Origin of the sequence: Polaromonas sp. (assembly GCF_029945895.1) — a bacterium.
Classification (GTDB): domain Bacteria; phylum Pseudomonadota; class Gammaproteobacteria; order Burkholderiales; family Burkholderiaceae_C; genus Polaromonas.
Window position 1 is genome coordinate 116,886 of the sequence record NZ_JAQSDL010000097.1, and the last position, 16,491, is coordinate 133,376.

Annotated in this window: 16 protein-coding genes; 5 read left to right on the forward strand and 11 right to left on the reverse strand. The window is 60.6% G+C overall.

Going from position 1 to position 16,491, the window contains the following annotated elements:
* Genes PSV33_RS14785 through PSV33_RS14800 form a run of 4 tightly spaced genes read left to right on the forward strand, consistent with a single transcriptional unit; the run spans window position 1 to window position 3,858 of the window.
* The gene (locus tag PSV33_RS14785) at window positions 1-501 is read left to right on the forward strand and encodes an acetyl-CoA carboxylase biotin carboxyl carrier protein subunit (protein ID WP_205853031.1); all 501 of its coding nucleotides are present in this window, start codon (window positions 1-3) and stop codon (window positions 499-501) included.
* A 10-nt stretch (window positions 502-511) separates the two neighbouring features.
* Window positions 512-2,110, forward strand: coding sequence for a carboxyl transferase domain-containing protein (locus PSV33_RS14790; protein ID WP_096666989.1), 1,599 nt, complete (start codon window positions 512-514; stop codon window positions 2,108-2,110).
* Between the two features lie 9 nt (window positions 2,111-2,119).
* Window positions 2,120-2,983 carry an SDR family oxidoreductase gene (locus PSV33_RS14795; protein ID WP_096666991.1) on the forward strand — a complete coding sequence of 288 codons (864 nt, stop codon included), beginning with the start codon at window positions 2,120-2,122 and terminating at the stop codon, window positions 2,981-2,983.
* Window positions 2,980-3,858 carry an SDR family oxidoreductase gene (locus PSV33_RS14800; RefSeq protein WP_096666993.1) on the forward strand — a complete coding sequence of 293 codons (879 nt, stop codon included), beginning with the start codon at window positions 2,980-2,982 and terminating at the stop codon, window positions 3,856-3,858. The genes PSV33_RS14795 and PSV33_RS14800 overlap by 4 nt, the downstream gene beginning before the upstream one ends.
* 105 nt (window positions 3,859-3,963) lie before the next feature.
* On the opposite strand, the gene PSV33_RS14805 is transcribed toward PSV33_RS14800, so the two are convergent.
* From PSV33_RS14805 to PSV33_RS14855, 11 genes are all read right to left on the reverse strand, one after another.
* Window positions 3,964-4,302, reverse strand: a complete 339-nt coding sequence (locus PSV33_RS14805; RefSeq protein ID WP_141396314.1) for a hypothetical protein — start codon at window positions 4,300-4,302, stop codon at window positions 3,964-3,966.
* 122 nt (window positions 4,303-4,424) lie between these two features.
* Entirely contained in the window at window positions 4,425-5,237 is an 813-nt protein-coding gene (locus tag PSV33_RS14810) for an ABC transporter ATP-binding protein (RefSeq protein ID WP_096666997.1), read from the reverse strand.
* 110 nt (window positions 5,238-5,347) lie between these two features.
* Window positions 5,348-6,682, reverse strand: a complete 1,335-nt coding sequence (locus PSV33_RS14815; protein WP_300562961.1) for an ABC transporter substrate-binding protein — start codon at window positions 6,680-6,682, stop codon at window positions 5,348-5,350.
* A 62-nt stretch (window positions 6,683-6,744) separates the two neighbouring features.
* Window positions 6,745-7,821 (reverse strand): branched-chain amino acid ABC transporter permease, encoded by a 1,077-nt coding sequence (locus PSV33_RS14820; RefSeq protein WP_096696809.1) that lies wholly within the window; start codon window positions 7,819-7,821, stop codon window positions 6,745-6,747.
* A gap of 69 nt (window positions 7,822-7,890) precedes the next feature.
* Window positions 7,891-8,820: a branched-chain amino acid ABC transporter permease gene (locus PSV33_RS14825; protein ID WP_096696808.1), complete on the reverse strand. Its 930-nt coding sequence runs from the start codon at window positions 8,818-8,820 to the stop codon at window positions 7,891-7,893.
* Window positions 8,821-8,838: 18 nt separating this feature from the next.
* A complete protein-coding gene (locus tag PSV33_RS14830) occupies window positions 8,839-9,624 on the reverse strand; it encodes an ABC transporter ATP-binding protein (protein WP_170954696.1) in 786 nt (261 codons plus the stop codon).
* 14 nt (window positions 9,625-9,638) lie between these two features.
* Complete coding sequence (locus PSV33_RS14835; protein WP_300562964.1) at window positions 9,639-11,585, reverse strand: AMP-binding protein; 1,947 nt, start codon at window positions 11,583-11,585, stop codon at window positions 9,639-9,641.
* 50 nt (window positions 11,586-11,635) lie between these two features.
* Window positions 11,636-12,982: a methylmalonyl Co-A mutase-associated GTPase MeaB gene (gene meaB / locus PSV33_RS14840; protein WP_096696806.1), complete on the reverse strand. Its 1,347-nt coding sequence runs from the start codon at window positions 12,980-12,982 to the stop codon at window positions 11,636-11,638.
* Window positions 12,979-14,667, reverse strand: a complete 1,689-nt coding sequence (locus PSV33_RS14845) for a methylmalonyl-CoA mutase (protein ID WP_300562967.1) — start codon at window positions 14,665-14,667, stop codon at window positions 12,979-12,981. The genes meaB and PSV33_RS14845 overlap by 4 nt, the downstream gene beginning before the upstream one ends.
* Before the next feature lies 1 nt (window position 14,668).
* The gene (locus tag PSV33_RS14850) at window positions 14,669-15,109 is read right to left on the reverse strand and encodes a cobalamin-dependent protein (protein WP_096696805.1); all 441 of its coding nucleotides are present in this window, start codon (window positions 15,107-15,109) and stop codon (window positions 14,669-14,671) included.
* Between the two features lie 10 nt (window positions 15,110-15,119).
* A complete protein-coding gene (locus PSV33_RS14855) occupies window positions 15,120-15,749 on the reverse strand; it encodes a TetR/AcrR family transcriptional regulator (RefSeq protein WP_170954692.1) in 630 nt (209 codons plus the stop codon).
* A 244-nt stretch (window positions 15,750-15,993) separates the two neighbouring features.
* On the opposite strand from PSV33_RS14855, the gene PSV33_RS14860 reads away from it, so the two are divergent.
* Window positions 15,994-16,437, forward strand: a complete 444-nt coding sequence (locus PSV33_RS14860) for a PaaI family thioesterase (protein WP_300562971.1) — start codon at window positions 15,994-15,996, stop codon at window positions 16,435-16,437.
* Window positions 16,438-16,491 lie beyond the last annotated feature (54 nt).

Genomic DNA, 16,491 nt, shown 5'->3' on the forward strand with positions numbered 1-16,491 from the left:
ATGCGCCGCCGCTATGTCATCAATGGCCAGGTCCATGACCTCGTGGTAACACGTGGAGCGAATGGCGTGTTCCACGTCAGCCATGGCGAACGCAAATTCGAGATGCAGGGAAAGGCGCTGACTGATGGCCGTTGGCGGGTAGCCGTGGATCAGCGCTCGCAAGCCGTCTGGATCGCCACACGGGGCGACAGCCGATTCGTGCATAGCGCGGCCACCGGCGCCCTCGAGGTCGAGGTGATCGATCTCAGCGCAGCCTCCGGCGGCGACCGGGCCGGTGCCGCTTCCGACTTGCTGCAGGCACCGATGCCCGGCACGGTGATCGCGGTTCATGTGGCCGTCGGTGATGCCGTGCACGTTGGTCAACCGCTCATCGTGATCGAAAGCATGAAGCTGGAAACCACGCTGACGGCACCGCGCGATGCCCGGGTCAAGGCGGTGCACTTTGCCATCGGCAACACCTTCGCTCTCAAGTCCACCCTCGTGACGCTGCAAGACCTCTGAGAACTGATTGATGAAACGCATCGACTCCCGCATCGACACCGCATCCGAAGCGTTCCGGCGAAACCATCAAGCCATGAGCGCTATCGTCGCGAATTTTCGCGAGCGCATGGAAATCACGCGCCACCAACGTCCGCCGCATGAGATCAAGCGCGTGCGCGCGCAGGGAAAACTGCTAGTGCGTGAACGGCTGGACTTGCTACTCGATCCCGGTACGCCCTTTCTTGAGTTCTCGGCGCTGGCTGCTTGCGAGGACTACAACGGCGAGGTACCGGGTGCCAACGTGGTCACCGGTCTCGGCGTGGTCAGTGGCCGCGAGGTGCTGATCCACGCCGACGATTCCAGCGTCAAAGGCGGTGTCTGGTACACATTGACACCGCGCAAGCTGGCACGCCTGCTGGACATCGCGCTGGAGAACCAGTTGCCGGTCCTGCATCTGTGCGACAGCGGCGGCGCCTTCCTTGAAGAACTGTCAGGCGTGTACATCGAAGGTGGCCGGGTGTTCCGCAACCAATGCCTGCTGTCCAAGGCCGGCGTGCCGCAGGTCGCGATGGTGTTCGGCCACTGCACCGCCGGCGGTGCCTACATCCCGGCGCTGTGCGATTACAGCATCATCGTGCGTGGCGCCGGCGGCGTGTTCCTCGGCGGGCCACCGCTCGTCAAGGCCGCCACCGGTGAGGAGCACACTGCCGACGAGATCGGAGGCTGTGATTTACACACCCAGGTATCCGGCACGGTCGATTACCCGGCCGACAACGAAGCCCACGCCATCGAGATTTGCCGCGAGATCGTCGCGCAGTTCAAGCCAGCGACGAAGAGCTATCTGCCCGAGCGCGATGCCGAGCCACCCTACTACGACCCCGACGAAATGCTGGGCATCGTCTCGCCCGACCACCGGGTGCAGTTTGACCAGCGCGAACTCATCGCCCGCATCGTGGACGGCAGCCGCTTCCACGAATACCAGCCCGCCTACGGCACGACGCTGGTCTGCGGCTACGCCTACATTTGGGGCTACCGCGTCGGCATCCTGGCCAACAACGGCGTGTTGTTCAGCGATAGCTCCAAGAAGGCGGCGCACTTCATTTCGCTATGCAACCAGAACCGCACGCCGCTCGTGTTCCTGCAAAACACCACCGGCTACATGATAGGCCGTAGCTACGAGATGGAAGGCATCACCAAGGACGGTGCCAAGATGCTGATGGCACAGGCCGGCAGCGAGGTGCCCAAGTTCACCGTGATCACCAGCGCGGCATTCGGTGCGGGCTACTACGGCATGTGCGGCCGGGCCTGGGACCCGCGCATGATCTGGGCCTGGCCGAACGTGCACATGGGCGTGATGGGCCCGGACCAGGCGGCCAACACCCTGGTCGATGTGAAAATCGCCCAACTGCGCCGCAACGGCCACACGCCCAACGAGGCCGAAATGGCGCAATTGCGCCAGCGCGTGTACGAAAAGGCCGAGCGCGAATCCAACGCCTACTTTGCCACCTCGCGCTTGTGGGACGACGGTCTGCTGGCGCCCACTGACACCCGCAACGCACTGGGCATGGCGCTCTCAGCCGCCGCCCACGCCCCGATCGCCGACCCGCATTACGGAATTTTCCGATTCTGAAGGGACAACATGACAGAAGACACTACCTTCGGCTTCGACGACGAAGCCCTCGCAACCCGACCCACCGTCTACCAGCCCGGACTCTTCGATGGGCAGGTGGTGATTGTCAGCGGCGCCGGCAGCGGCATCGGCAAGGGAATCGCCTTTCTGTACGCGCGCCTGGGCGCCAGGCTGGTCATCTGCGGGCGCGATCAGGAAAAGCTCGAAGCCAGCGCCGAATGGCTGCGCCGGCTCGGCAGCTCTGACGTGCTGGTGCAACCCATGACGATCCGCGAGCCCGAGCAGGTGGAACAGTTGATCGACGTGGCGTGGCTGCACTTCGGACGCATAGACGTGCTCGTCAACAACGCCGGCGGGCAATTCCCGCAGCGGGCGCTGGACTACAGCGTCAAGGGCTGGAAGGCGGTGATAGACACCAACCTGAACGGCACCTGGTACATGATGCAGACACTGGCGCGCCGCTGGCGCGATACCGGCACGCAGGGCAACATCGTCAACATCGTCGCCACCTTCCAGCGCGGCATGCCGGGCGTGGCGCACACCTGCGCGGCGCGCGCCGCCGTGACCCACCTGTCCAAAACCGTTGCCGTGGAGTGGGCGCAGCATGGCATCCGCGTCAATTGCATCGCGCCGGGGGCGATCGCCAGCACCGGCTTCCGTCAGTATTCCCCCGAGGCGGTGAAAGCCTTCGCAGGTGCCAACCCGATGAAGCATGTCGGTGACGTGCAGGACGTGGCCGAGGCCGCGGTCTACCTCAGCGCACCCAGCGGCAAGTTCATCACCGGCGAGCTGCTCACGGTGGACGGCGGCGGCGTGCTCTGGGGCGAAGTCTGGACCATCGCCAAACCCGATTACTTCAAGGTGAGCGCATGAACTCGGCTGAGACGCAACACCCCAAGTTCGGCCCGGGCGACGAAGCCCTGGCCGCGCTCCCGACGGTCTACCGCGATGACCTGTTCGCCGGCAAGGTGGTACTGGTGTCGGGCGCCGGCAGCGGCATCGGCAAGGCGATCGCCTTTCTGTTTGCCCGGCTGGGTGCCACGCTCGCGATTTGCGGGCGCAAGGCCGACAAGCTCGATGACTGCGCCGAAAAACTACGCGCGCTATCGGGCCGCGAGGTATTGACCTACCCGATGACCATCCGCGAGCCCGAGCAGGTGGACGCCATGCTCAGCGCCGTGTGGGAACGCTTCGGCGGCGTCGACGTGCTGGTCAACAACGCCGGCGGCCAGTTTGCCGCCCATGCGATGGACTTCAGCGTCAAGGGCTGGAACGCGGTGATCGACACCAACCTCAACGGCAGTTGGTACATGATGCAGGGAGCGGCCAAACGCTGGGTGGAACAGGGCCGACCCGGCAACATCGTCAACATCACCGCAGCCATCGACCGCGGCCTCACCGGCATGGCGCACACCACCGCCTCGCGCGCGGGCGTCATCGCGCTGTCGCGCACGCTGGCCATCGAGTGGGCAGAGCACGGCATCCGCCTGAACTGCATTGGCGCCGGCGCCATCGAGAGCAACGGTTTCAACAACTACCGCGAGGAAAACGTCGCCACTTTCTACCAGTGCAACCCGATGAAGCGGGCCGGCGACGTGCAGGACATCGCCGAGGCGGTGGTCTACCTCGCCGCTCCCTCGGGCAAGTTCATCACCGGCGAGGTGCTCAACGTCGAAGGCGGGATGCTGCTGTGGGGCGAGTTCTGGCCTGCTGGCAAGCCGGACTACTTCAAGGTCGATCAGCCATGAGAGCGCAGGGCCTGGCCTCGTCGGCAGCCTTACGCGCATGCGTTCCGTCTCCCGAGACTGCGGGGCCGCAGTCTCGGGTATCTCCGGTTAATCTTGCTTTCTTGGTCAGTCAATTTCCAATTTTTCCGTCGCTTCCATGTTGGGTAATTGGCTGAGAGGCAATGCGCTGGATTGGAAGCTTACCTGGATACGATTGACCGAAGAGATCATCAAGCAGCGCACTGCGATATCGGACGATTCCGCTGCCACCCTCTCGCAGTATTCCCATTGTTCTTTAGTCACAGACGCCTTGACCTCGACAGCCTTTGCCAACCGGATGACTGCCAACCGGCGGTGACCAAATTTGATGCTACGCGTCAACAACGCGAGCGCAGCTTCTCGGGATCGCTCTTGATCATCGGAGGGCGCGTATGGCATAACGCCTCGTCGGACTAATCGTTTCATGTCTCGCACTGCTTTACGCGTCATCCGTCAGGGTTCCCAGGTTGTCATGTCGCTAATATCGCACCGACTATGTGACGTCTCGCATTCGGTCGCCGGAATCAATGTCTTCTGCGCCATCTCGCTCACGCCAACCAGCGTTTCCTGCGCTTGTAGCTCTTCACATCCCTGAAGCTCTTGCGGTCGCCGCTGCCCACGCCAAGGTAAAATTCCTTGACGTCCTCGTTCTCCCGCAGCGAAACGGCTTCGCCGTCCATCACGATGCGCCCGTTCTCCAGGATGTAGCCGTAGTCCGAGTAGCGCAACGCCATGTTGGTGTTCTGCTCGGCGAGCAGAAAGGTCACGCGCTCCTTGGCATTCAAGTCCTTGACGATCTCGAACACCTCTTCGACGATTTGCGGCGCCAAGCCCATCGACGGCTCGTCGAGCAGCATCATCTTAGGGTTCGCCATCAGCGCGCGACCGATGGCGCACATCTGCTGCTCGCCGCCCGAGGTGTAGGCGGCCTGCGAGGTGCGGCGCATTTTCAGGCGAGGAAAGTAGGCGTAGACCTTCTCTAGTGTCGCCGCCACTGCGGCGCGTCCGTCGCGGCGAGTGTAGGCACCGGTCATCAGATTGTCCTCGATGGTCAGGTGGGCGAAGCAGCGGCGGCCTTCCATCACCTGGATCACGCCACGCTCGACCATGTCGGACGCGTTCAAGCGTTCAATGCGTTCGCCGCGCAACTCGATGCGGCCCTTGGTCACCGCGCCGCGTTCGCCGGCCAGCAGGTTGCTCACCGCGCGCAGCGTGGTCGTCTTGCCCGCCCCGTTGCCACCCATCAGGGCAACGATGCGGCCCTCAGGCACCTGCAGCGACACGCCCTTCAGTACGAGGATCACGTGGTTGTAGATGACCTCGATGCCGTTGACGTTGAGAAGGATGTTTTTGGAGTCCATGGATTCTTTCTTTTACCAATCTGCAGCACTGCGCGCAATGCTGGCGGCTGTCCTGTCATTGCGGATCAAGTCCGCAATGACATTTAAAAAGCCCGGAATGACAGGTCGAATCAGGACTGGCAGTCTGCGCCCGAACGACGAGTCAGTTTCTTCTCGGCAGCGTACTTGTCAGCAGTCGCCTTGATCATCGGTTTAAGAATCTGATCGTCCGCTTCCATCCAGTCGGAAGAGGCCGTCCACTTTGTGCCGTTCCATGAGTGAGCACGTGCCCACGAAGACCCCATGTGGTCGACGCACGACGTGGACAAGGGTCGCATCACACCCGAAAAGCCCATTGCGTCGAGCTTCTTCTGGTCGAGTGCGAGGTTCTCCAGGCCCCAGCGCACCTGTTCACCGGTCATCCACTTGCCTTTGCCGAAGCGCTCCTGCGCGCGACGAACACCTTCGATGCCCAACATGGCGGACACGAGACCCCGCATGTAGAGTACCTGACCGACTTCTTCCTTCGCGCCCGTCCCTTCACCCTTGGCGTGCAATTGAGCCAAGATGTCCTTCACCACTTTCGCCTCAGGCGCGGCCCCGGTGGGTTGCAGCACCACAGCGCTGTAACCAATCGCGGCATCGCCCACATCTTTTACATCAGGGTCCCCGCCTGAAGCCCATTGCCCGATGATTTTGCTGGCCGGAAAGCCGGTGGCCCGTGCCTCTTTGAGTGCGGTGGGATTCATGACGCCCCAGCCCCACAACAAGACGTAGTCGGGGGGGCTTCGGCGCACTTGCAGCCATGCCGACTTTTGCTCTACACCCGGATGGGTGACCGGAATCGTTGCAAGATCAAAGCCGTGCATCCTGGCGCGCTCCTGCAATACCGGAATTGCTTCCTTTCCATAGGGGCTATCGTGGTAAACCAACGTTAGTTTCTTTCCCTTCAGTTTGTCGAAGCCGCCTTCCTTCTTGGCGATGTATTGGATTTGAAGGTCCGCAGAGGCCCAATGCACACCAGTGAGTGGGAAATTCCACTTGAATACACCACCGTCTGCACTTTCGCTGCGACCGTACCCAGCGGTAATAAGAGGAATCTTGTCCTCAGGCGCCTTTTCAGTCAGCGCGAAGGTGACTCCCGTCGACAGCGGCTGGAACACCGTTGCGCCCCCGTTCTTGCCCTTGAGCCGCTCGTAGCATTCCACACCACGGGCCGTGTCATAGCCAGTCTCGCACTCTTCAAACGAGAGCTTGACGCTGTTGATGCCTCCTTGCTTGTTGACTAGCTTGAGGTAATCAACGTAGCCATTTGCCCACGGAGTGCCGTTGGCCGAGTACGCGCCCGTGCGGTAAACCAGCACGGGGAAGAACTGCTCCTTGGCCTGAGCAAATGCACTGGTCGATACGCCCGACGCGCCAGCAGCCACCACGGCCGCTGCCAGAATCAATTGACGAACTTTCATTGTTGTCTCCTTAAAAATAATAAATACAAACCACCCGAAAAAAACTCAAACCTTGATGCGGCTCAATGCGGAAATGGCCACAGCCGCAATTTCTGTTTGCCCGTGGACCAGAGCTTGGCCAGGCCGTGTGGTTCCACAATCAGGAACCACACAATCAGGCCGCCAAAAATCATCAGCTCCGCGTGTGAAATGCCGACGGTGGAAATTTCGATGCCAAACGTGTCGAGCAGCACCGGTAAAAACCGGTTCAGGGCGATTGGCAGTATCACGATGAACGCCGCACCAAAGAAGCTGCCCATGATGGAACCCAGGCCGCCAATGATCACCATGAACAGCAGCCGGAATGACTGGTCTACCGAGAACGCGGCCGGCTCCCACGCACCCAGGTAGATGAAGGCCCACAAGGCGCCGGCCACCCCGATGATGAAGGAGCTGACGGCAAAGGCGCTGAGCTTGGCGTACATCGGGCGAATGCCGATCACGGCGGCGGCGACGTCCATGTCGCGGATGGCCATCCACTCGCGACCGATGGCACCGCGCACCAGGTTCTTGGCCAGCAGCGCCACCACGACCAAGATGCCCAGGCAGAAGAGGTACTTGCTCAGCGCGCTGCCAATGGGCATGCCCAGCACCTGCAGGTTGGACACCGATACCGAGCCCGAGGGCGAGTCGTTGGTGAACCACCTGATGCGCAGGAACATCCAGTCGCTGAAGAACTGCGCGGCCAGCGTGGCCACCGCCAGGTACAGCCCCTTCACGCGCAGGCTCGGCAGACCGAACAGGATGCCGAAGAACGTGGCGCAGAGCCCGCCCAGAATCAGCGCCGGAATCAGCGGCATGCCGGGGATGCGCACGAAGAAGTTGTAGGCGCCATAGGCACCCACGGCCATGAAGGCACCCGAGCCCAGCGAAATCTGGCCACAGTAACCCACCAGAATGTTCACCCCGATCGCCGCCAGTGAAAAGATCAGGAAGGGAATCAGGATGGCGCGGAACAGGTAGTCGCTGGCGAACATCGGCACGGCCACAAAGACGACGGCCAGCATCAGCGCGACGGCGATGCGATCCTGGGAGATCGGGAATATCTGCTGGTCGGCCCGGTAGCTGGTCTTGAATTGACCGTTTTCTCTGTAAAACATAGGGGTTACTCAGTCAGTTGGGGACAGAGTTGGCTCGCTTCGCGTAGCTGCGGTCTGTTCCACAATGTTTCAAACTCGGTCAATAATTTTTTCGCCAAACAGCCCTTGCGGCCGGAACAGCAGGAAAACGAGGGCCAGAACATAGGCAAACCAGATTTCGATGCCGCCGCCGACGAACGGGCCGAGGTACACCTCGGAGAGTTTTTCGCCCACACCAATGATCAGGCCGCCGATGATGGCTCCCGGCACCGAGGTCAGGCCGCCCAGCATCACGACCGGCAGCGCGCGCAACGCCACGGTCGCCAGCGAAAACTGCACACCCAGCTTGGAGCCCCAGATCATCCCGGCCACCAAAGCCACCACGCCGGCCACGCACCACACGATCACCCAGATGCGGTTGAGCGGAATGCCGATTGACTGCGCCGCCTGGTGGTCATCCGCCACGGCACGCAGCGCGCGGCCCGTGGACGTCTTCTGGAAGAATAGGCTCAACACCACCACCAGCGCCGCCGCGATGGCGGCGGCGATCAAGTCTTCCTTGTTGACCAGGACGCCACCCTGAAACACCGATTCCATCACGAAGACCGGTTCCTTGGGCATGCCGATGTCGATCTTGTAGATGTCACCGCCAAACAGGGTCTGGCCCAGGCCTTCCATGAAGTAGGCGATGCCCAGCGTCGCCATGAGCAGCGTCGCCCCCTCCTGGTTGACGAGATGGCGCAGCACCAGCCGCTCGATCAGCCAGGCAAGCGCGAACATGATGGCGCCGGCTATCACGAAGGAGATGATGTTGGCGACCACGGCGCTTTCGATGCCGGTCCACCTCGGAATCCACTCGGCAAAGCGAGCCATGGCCAGCGCCGCAAACAGCACCATTGCCCCCTGTGCAAAGTTGAATACGCCCGATGCCTTGAAGATCAGAACGAAGCCGAGCGCCACCAGGGAATACAGCATGCCGGCCATCAGGCCGCCAGTCAGTGTTTCGAGAAAGAATGTCATTTTTTTGTCTCCCGACGCTCAATGGTTGGTACCCAGATAGGCGCTGATCACTTCGTCGTTGTTGCGTACTTCATCCGGCGTGCCGTCGCCGATCTTCTTGCCGTAGTCGAGCACCACAACACGATCTGAAATGTCCATCACCACCCCCATATCGTGCTCAATCAGCACGATGGTGGTGCCGAACTCTTCGTTCACATCCAGCACAAAACGACACATGTCCTGCTTTTCTTCCACGTTCATGCCAGCCATCGGTTCGTCCAGCAGCAGCACCTGTGGCTCCATGGCCAGGGCGCGGCCCAGGTCGACGCGCTTCTGCAGGCCGTAGGGCAACTGGCCGACCGGGGTCTTGCGGTAGGCCTGAATTTCCAGAAAATCGATGATGTGCTCAACCGCTTCGCGGTGCATTTCTTCTTCGCGCTGGGCCGGTCCGATGCGCAGCGCCTGCCACAGCAGATTACTTTTGATCTTGAGATTGCGCCCGGTCATGATGTTGTCAATCACGCTCATGCCCTTGAACAGCGCCAGGTTCTGGAAGGTGCGCCCGATGCCCATCACGGCCACCTGGTGGCTGTCCATGTGGCTGAAGGTTTTGCCGCGAAAGGTGATGGAGCCTTGCTGCGGTGTGTAGACACCGTTGATGCAATTCAGCATGGAGCTTTTTCCGGCGCCGTTGGGACCGATGATGGCACGCACCTCGTGCTCGCGCACATTGAATGAAATGTCGGTCAGCGCCTTGACGCCGCCGAAGCTGAGGGAGATATTCTTGACGTCAAGAATGACATCACCGATGTTTTTTCTCATGATACTTACGTCATTTCTCAGGCGGCTGCTTTCACAGGGGCAAAGGTCTTGGCATCGGAAATCTTCAGGGTCGCGCTCACGCTGCCGGAGCGTCCGTCCTCGAACTTCACCACGGTCTCGATGAACTGCTCGATCTTGCCGCCATAGAGTGCATCGACCAGCGGCTGGTATTTCTCGGCGATGAAGCCGCGCCGTACCTTGTTGGTGCGCGTGAGTTCGCCGTCGTCGGCATCGAGTTCTTTGTGCAGCACCAGGAAGCGGCTGATCTGGCTGCCGGCCAGCAGCGCATCGCGGCTGAGGTCGGCGTTGACCTTTTCCACGCAGTCCTGGATGAGCTGGTACACCTCGGGCTTCTGCGCCAGATCGGTGTAGCCGGCGTAAGGCAGGTTGCGGCGCTCGGCCCAGTTGCCCACGGCGTCGAAGTCAATGTTGATCATCACGCAGACCTTCTCGCGCTGGTCGCCGTAGGCGACGGCCTCCTTGATATGCCGGAAGAACTTGAGCTTATTCTCCACGTACTTGGGCGCGAACATGGCCGCATCAAAGGCGCCGCCCTTGATGCGGCCGACGTCTTTGACGCGGTCGATGATCTTGAGGTGACCGTGCGCGTCGATGAAGCCAGCGTCGCTGGTGTGATACCAGCCGTCGGCGGTCAGCACCTCGGCCGTGGCTGCGGGGTTCTTGTAGTATTCCTTGAGCAGGCCGGGCGACTTGACGAGAATCTCGCCGTTGTCGGCCACCTTGATCTCCACGCCTTTGCAGGGAATGCCTACCGTGTCGGCGCGCGCCTCATGGTCAGGCTGCAGGCAGACGAACACAGCGGTCTCGGTGGAACCGTAGAGTTGCTTGAGGTTGATGCCGATGGAGCGGTAGAAGCTGAACAGGTCCGGGCCGATGGCCTCGCCGGCCGTGTAGGCCACGCGCACGCGACTCATGCCAAGGTTGTTGCGCAAGGGGCCATAGACCAGCAAGTTGCCCAGGGCATAAAGAGCAGTGTTGAGCAGGCCGATGGATTGGCCGCTCATGCGCGCCGGGCCGACGCGACGCGCCAGATCCATGAAGTAATCGAACATACGGCGCTTCGGGCGGGAAGCATCTTCCATGCGGATCATCACGCTGGTCAGCAGCCCCTCGAACACGCGCGGCGGCGCGAAGTAGTAGGTAGGCCCCACTTCCTTGAGATCGATCATGACCGTGCTGGACGATTCCGGGCAATTGACCACATAGCCGCAAACCAGCCACTGCGCATAGCTGAAGATGTTCTGGCCGATCCAAGCTGGCGGCAAATAGGCCAGCACTTCTTCCGAATCGCGAAGGTGGTCGAACTCGGCGCCGGCCTGAGCTCGGTTGATTAGCGTGTCATGGGTATGCACCACGCCCTTGGGGTTGCCGGTGGTGCCCGAGGTGAAGAACATGGCAGCCACATCGCCGGGCTGCACTTTCTCCATCTCCTGGCGGAAAAAGTCCGGGTGCTGCTGCGCAAACACCTTGCCTGCCGCAAGCAGTTCATCCAGCGAGCCCAGGCCGTTCTCGACGTAATTGCGCAGACCGCGCGGATCGTCGTACCAGATGTGCGTGAACTGGGGGCACTGCTCGCGCACCTCCAGCATCTTGTCAACCTGTTCCTGGTCCTCCACCAGGGCAAAGCGCACCTCGGCGTTGGTAATGGGGAACAGGCACTCGGCCGCCACCGCGTCCTGATACAGCGGCACGGGCACCGCGCCCAGCGATTGCGCTGCCAGCATGGTGGCGTTCAGGCGCGGGCGGTTGGCGCCAATGATGATCATGTGTTCGCCGCGCTGCAGGCCAGCCTGGTGCAGGCCGCAGGCCATGTGCTCCACAAGTTGCGCCATGTCGGCCCAACTGTGGGCTTGCCAAATGCCATATTCTTTTTCACGCATCGCGGGCGCGCTGGCGCGCTCAGCGGCTTGTTTAAGCAGCAGGCGCGGGAAGGTCGTTTGCATGAAGGTTTCTTGTCCAAAAGTCATTATCAAGCGTCTCCACCATGCCGTCTTCAGTCCTTGGCGGTTCGATAAACATCGGGAACGGGCGCGCCGTTCGCCAGACCATTTGTCACGGACCCGGTCTGGCGTTTTGCCTGGGGCTCCTGCCTGATGTAGACCGTCCCGGTAAAGTTGGACACGGGAGTCTCCTCCCCGTCAGCCTCCACTCGCGCAACGTCGACTCTGTACATGCCGATTCGATGACTGCGCATAAGCTCGGTTGCCCGGGCAACAAGGTTCTCGCCAACCCCTATCCCGACCTGGAACGTAACGTGGGCGTCGATGCCCATCGCCAATGCACCGTGTGAATTGGAGGCCAGGCCGAATGCGCTGTCGGCCAGGGAAAAAATCGCGCCGCCATGACAACCACCGTTGAAGTTCATATGCCGGGCATCAACGGTCATGCGCACCACTGCGCGCCCTGGCCCGCCTTCGGTCACGGAAATTCCCAACGTTGCACAAAGCCCATCGCGTTGTGCCAAAGACGACAGGTGCGCCAACCAAGGCCCGGCATCGGGTATCGGTCCATCGGAGGAGTCCGACATCTGCGCAGCGGTGCTGGCATTTGCCGCGAGCCGACGACCGGTACCGGCTGCGGCCGCATGTTCTTCGATCGCCGCAACGAGCTCGGAAACGCCCTTGGACTGCGCTCCGCTCACGACCATCACCCTGGGTGTCCATGCGCCGTTCTTGACCGCTCGGCGCAGCGTCAGCATCTCTCGCATGTCGCGGGCCGTCTCTTCGGCCAGCGGCAGGTCGCCCTTGCTGACCGCGAGCAAATCTGCAATCTCGAGGATGCCCGCCTTGATGGCCTGCACGTCATCCCCCAAGCCCGGAGGACAAACCACTACGCGGGTGTCCGCCAGTGACGTAATGGCAGTTTCAGACTGACCGGCGCCAACGGTCTCCACGATCACTCGGTCAAACCCGGCCGCATCAAAGCAGTCGACCGCAGCACGCGCCGTGCCGGACAGACCGCCCAGTTGACCGCGGGCTGAAAGCGAGCGTATGAAGCAGTTCGGATGCGCACCATATTCACTCATCCGGATTCGGTCGCCCAGCACAGCGCCACCGCTGACCGGACTCGATGGGTCGACAGCAACCACTGCCACCCTCAGGTTTCGGGCGAGCCAAATACCCATCATGGCGTTGACAAGGGTAGATTTGCCGCCGCCCGGAACGCCTGTGACTCCGACCACGAGCGCACGACCAGCATGCGCGGACAAGAGCTCAGCGGCCTCCTGGCTACCCGGCACGCCATCGTCCAGGCATGTCAACATGCGGGCAATCACCCGGCGATCACCCGCCAGCACATGGGCGAGCATGGATCGGCGGCTGGTATCTGACGACAGCATCATACGACTGCCAATGGGTGGCCAAAACCAAGATCTCGGCGCAGGCGTGCGCAGATTTCTTCATGCGTCAGCCCTGCTCGTGCGCCATCAACGACTGCACCGAATACATTGCCTGAAGAATCGTCGACAACACGGGAGATATGGTCCAGCGCTTTGTCAACGTCAGTGGCGGAGCGCCCGTTTTTCCACACCGCAAAATCGTCCAAATGCCGCTGCATGATCACCGGATCAGGACGTTCGATGAGGGGTCTGGCACTGGCGTTCTCGTCGACTTTAAACGCGTTGACACCTACGACAATCTGCTCTCCCGACTCAATGCGCCGCTGGGCCCGCAGGGCTGACGCGCCGATCATTCGCTGGACCTGTCCAGACTCGACGGCCTTGTACATTCCACCAGCTTCATCGATCATTTTGATGATGGACCGGATCTTGTCTTCCATTTGGTCCGTCAACGCTTCTACATAAAACGATCCCCCAAGCGGATCAATCACGTCCGTCAGGTGCGACTCCTCGCGAAGGATGTTCTGGGTCGCGACGGCAATCCGCGCACCAAATTCGCTGGGACACGCCAGTGCCTCATCGTAGGCATCCGTATGCAGCGACTGGAGACCTCCAAAGATTCCGGCCATTGCCTGAACGGTGACGCGGGCAATGTTGTTGAGCGGCTGTTGCCGTGTCAGGTCAACCCCTGATGTCTGCCCGTGAAATTTGAAGCGGCAAGACCGCGGATCCTTGGCGCCGAGTCGCTCACGAGTAATCTGGGACCAAATACGTCGCCCGGCACGAAACTTGGCAACCTCCTCAAACAGGTTCAGCGAGATGTCGAAGAAGAACGTGAATCGCGGCAAGAAATCATCGGGATCCATGCCACGAGCGATGCAGTCTTCGGCGTTCTGAATAGCCGTACACAGCGTGAAGGCCATCGCCTCAGCCGGCGTCGCGCCTGCCTGCTGCATATGCTGGCCGACCACCGACATCGGATTCCAGCGGGGAACATACTGCTTGCAATACGCAATGTGATCGAGCAATACGCGGCGCGAACCACTCAGCGAAAGCCGGTAGAACATGTGATTCGCGACAAAGTGCGAGATGTAGTCACTCTGGTTGGAAGTGCCAGTGATTGATCGCCAGTCGGTACCTCGCCTTTCCGCCGCAATTAGCATGAAGGCCAAAAGAGTAAATGGCGACGGGTCATTCAATGCGCACGAGACTTCTCCGACGTCAACCCCCTGGAGGCTTCGTTGCATGTGGTCGACGTTGTTGATCACAACGCCACATGTTCCGAGAAGTTCCTTGTCGACCGTGCTCATGTCATAGCCGCGATACACCGAATTGCAGGGAATGAGTGAAACAGCCGTCGCACCGCCCTCCATCAGGCCTAGTAGCCGCGCGTTGTAGTCCGCCGGGGTACCGAGCCCGACCAGTTGGCGCTGAGTCCAGGTGCGCCCACGATACATCGTGGCATAGATGCCACGCGTGTAGTCGGGCTGGCCAGGGTAGCTCAGCGGATCATCGCTACCGTACCGCGCCCAGTCCTGAGGGGTGTAAAGCGGCTTGACCGGAATTCCCGACACGTTTTCGAGTGGCCGCTCAGCCGGAATCGACTCGCGGTATTCCGTTTCCCACGCGGCGTGAGAGGGTGTCGATTCAGAACTTTTGTCGCTCATTGGTTCAATTAACTTGTCCATTTCAATTTCCTTTATCAAGCAAGGCAGCACCCTCGATTCGAGCTTCGCGTGCATAGTCGCGAATGCGGGCCGTAATTTCATCCATCGTGCTGCCGGGATGGAATACCTCCCGTACGCCACTCTCAAGCAACAGGGCTTCTTCGTTGTCCGGCACAATGCCGCCAACGACGACGCGCAAATTACCCAAACCGGCTTCCCGAAGCGCTTTCGTCAGCTTGGGGACGATGAGATGATCGGTGGCCAGAGATGAGATGCCGATCACATCGACACCCTCCTCAAGAGCGGTTTTCACGACCGTCTCTATGCTCTGCCACGGAGGGGTATAAATCACCTCCATTCCCGCGTCGCGGCATGCAGCAGCGACCAGGCGGCTGCCGCGGTCGTGACCATCCAATCCAATCTTCGTCACCAACACCCTGGGGTTGAAGTTTTGTAAGGTCATTTGACTTCCTTTATGGTTTAAGTAGATTCATTTTTAATAACTGAACGAAGCGCCTGGCAATCTTGTCCGGCGTCAACGCGCCCCCTTCCCTGAACCAGGTTTGACTCCAATTCAATGCACCCATGAGCAAGAGGCGCAGATCACGCCGTTCGACCGACTTCGGCAATGGAAGCATTTCGAGCAGAGCTTCGAAGCGGTGCTCGTAGGAGTTGCGCAGGATGGTCAGTTCGGTAGCGACGGAAGGGGCATCGTCGGGTCGGATCCGTATTACCACTTGCGAGTAATCTGTGCGGTCGAGCAAGGCAGACAGGTGTCCTATACAGGCGGCTTCAAGCCGATCCCACGGAGCGTCAACACCCTCAATGGCGGCATCGACCCTGGCAGAAATGCGTTCAACGCCTTCGCGATAAACAGCCACTAGCAAGGCTTCTTTAGTTTCAAAGTGGTAGTAGAGCGAGCCGGGCAGCATCCCCACGGGTTCAACAATCTCTCGAATCGACGCGGCGGAGAACCCCCGCTTGGCGAATACGCGCGCTGCTTCGTCAAGCAATTTGGGCAAACGGTTGTGAGCGCGCCGGGAGACCTTTGCGGCGTCTGAACGGGTCTCGGAAGCAGTGTCGAGACGGGAGAGCTTTGTCACGGGCGTTTCCTTGGCTCGCTTGTCGAGCATACTTTTTTTGCCACAACTAAAAAAACAAACACTTGTTTTGTTAAAAATATAAACTCAATCTCACCGCTTGGCAATAGTTACTTACCAAGCCTTGTCCAATGAGGTATGAGCGTAGTAATCGGCCCACTGGTCAAGTTGGGTGGGCACCATTGCGGTGGACGGCACCAAGATCAAGGCCAAAGCCAGCCGCGACAAGGCCATGAGCTACGACTGAATGCTCCAGGCCGAGGCCGAACTCCAGGCGCAAATCAAGCCCCCACTTCCGTCCGCCACTTACTCTCACGGGCCGTTCCAGCAGCTCGTGGGCTATGACATCCTGCACGGAGAAAACGGCCTGTATTTCCGGCTTCCGATCCGGCGCGACCACCTCAACCCCCACGGCGTTCTCCACGGCGGCGTGCCCTTGACCTTGCTCGATGCGGTCGGGGGCAGAACGCTGATCGACCGGCCTATCCCCGGCAGCGGCCAGCTCATCCAGTCGTCGGTAACGGTCACGCTCACCGTGGATTTCATTCGTGCGGTCGGCACCGGGATCCTGTTTGCATCGGCGATACCCGACCACATCGGCAAGACGCTGGCCTACGTGTCGGTGAAAGTGATGCTCGACGCACTCGACGGAGACATCGTGTCGCGCGGCATCGGCACCTACCGCATCTAGGCTAAATGAGCCCATCCCCTCTACAGGGACTTCCAGTTAAGTCAAGAACGGTTT

Bases quoted from the DNA above. Each gene is read 5' to 3' on its own strand.
- PSV33_RS14845 (WP_300562967.1), bottom strand. From the start codon at position 14,667: ATGGACAAGTTAATTGAACCAATGAGCGACAAAAGTTCTGAATCGACA.
- PSV33_RS14790 (WP_096666989.1), top strand. From the start codon at position 512: ATGAAACGCATCGACTCCCGCATCGACACCGCATCCGAAGCGTTCCGG.
- meaB (WP_096696806.1), bottom strand. From the start codon at position 12,982: ATGATGCTGTCGTCAGATACCAGCCGCCGATCCATGCTCGCCCATGTG.
- PSV33_RS14785 (WP_205853031.1), top strand. From the start codon at position 1: ATGCGCCGCCGCTATGTCATCAATGGCCAGGTCCATGACCTCGTGGTA.
- PSV33_RS14835 (WP_300562964.1), bottom strand. From the start codon at position 11,585: ATGCAAACGACCTTCCCGCGCCTGCTGCTTAAACAAGCCGCTGAGCGC.
- PSV33_RS14860 (WP_300562971.1), top strand. From the start codon at position 15,994: ATGCTCCAGGCCGAGGCCGAACTCCAGGCGCAAATCAAGCCCCCACTT.
- PSV33_RS14825 (WP_096696808.1), bottom strand. From the start codon at position 8,820: ATGACATTCTTTCTCGAAACACTGACTGGCGGCCTGATGGCCGGCATG.
- PSV33_RS14805 (WP_141396314.1), bottom strand. From the start codon at position 4,302: ATGAAACGATTAGTCCGACGAGGCGTTATGCCATACGCGCCCTCCGAT.
- PSV33_RS14815 (WP_300562961.1), bottom strand. From the start codon at position 6,682: ATGAAAGTTCGTCAATTGATTCTGGCAGCGGCCGTGGTGGCTGCTGGC.
- PSV33_RS14810 (WP_096666997.1), bottom strand. From the start codon at position 5,237: ATGGACTCCAAAAACATCCTTCTCAACGTCAACGGCATCGAGGTCATC.
- PSV33_RS14800 (WP_096666993.1), top strand. From the start codon at position 2,980: ATGAACTCGGCTGAGACGCAACACCCCAAGTTCGGCCCGGGCGACGAA.
- PSV33_RS14850 (WP_096696805.1), bottom strand. From the start codon at position 15,109: ATGACCTTACAAAACTTCAACCCCAGGGTGTTGGTGACGAAGATTGGA.
- PSV33_RS14820 (WP_096696809.1), bottom strand. From the start codon at position 7,821: ATGTTTTACAGAGAAAACGGTCAATTCAAGACCAGCTACCGGGCCGAC.
- PSV33_RS14795 (WP_096666991.1), top strand. From the start codon at position 2,120: ATGACAGAAGACACTACCTTCGGCTTCGACGACGAAGCCCTCGCAACC.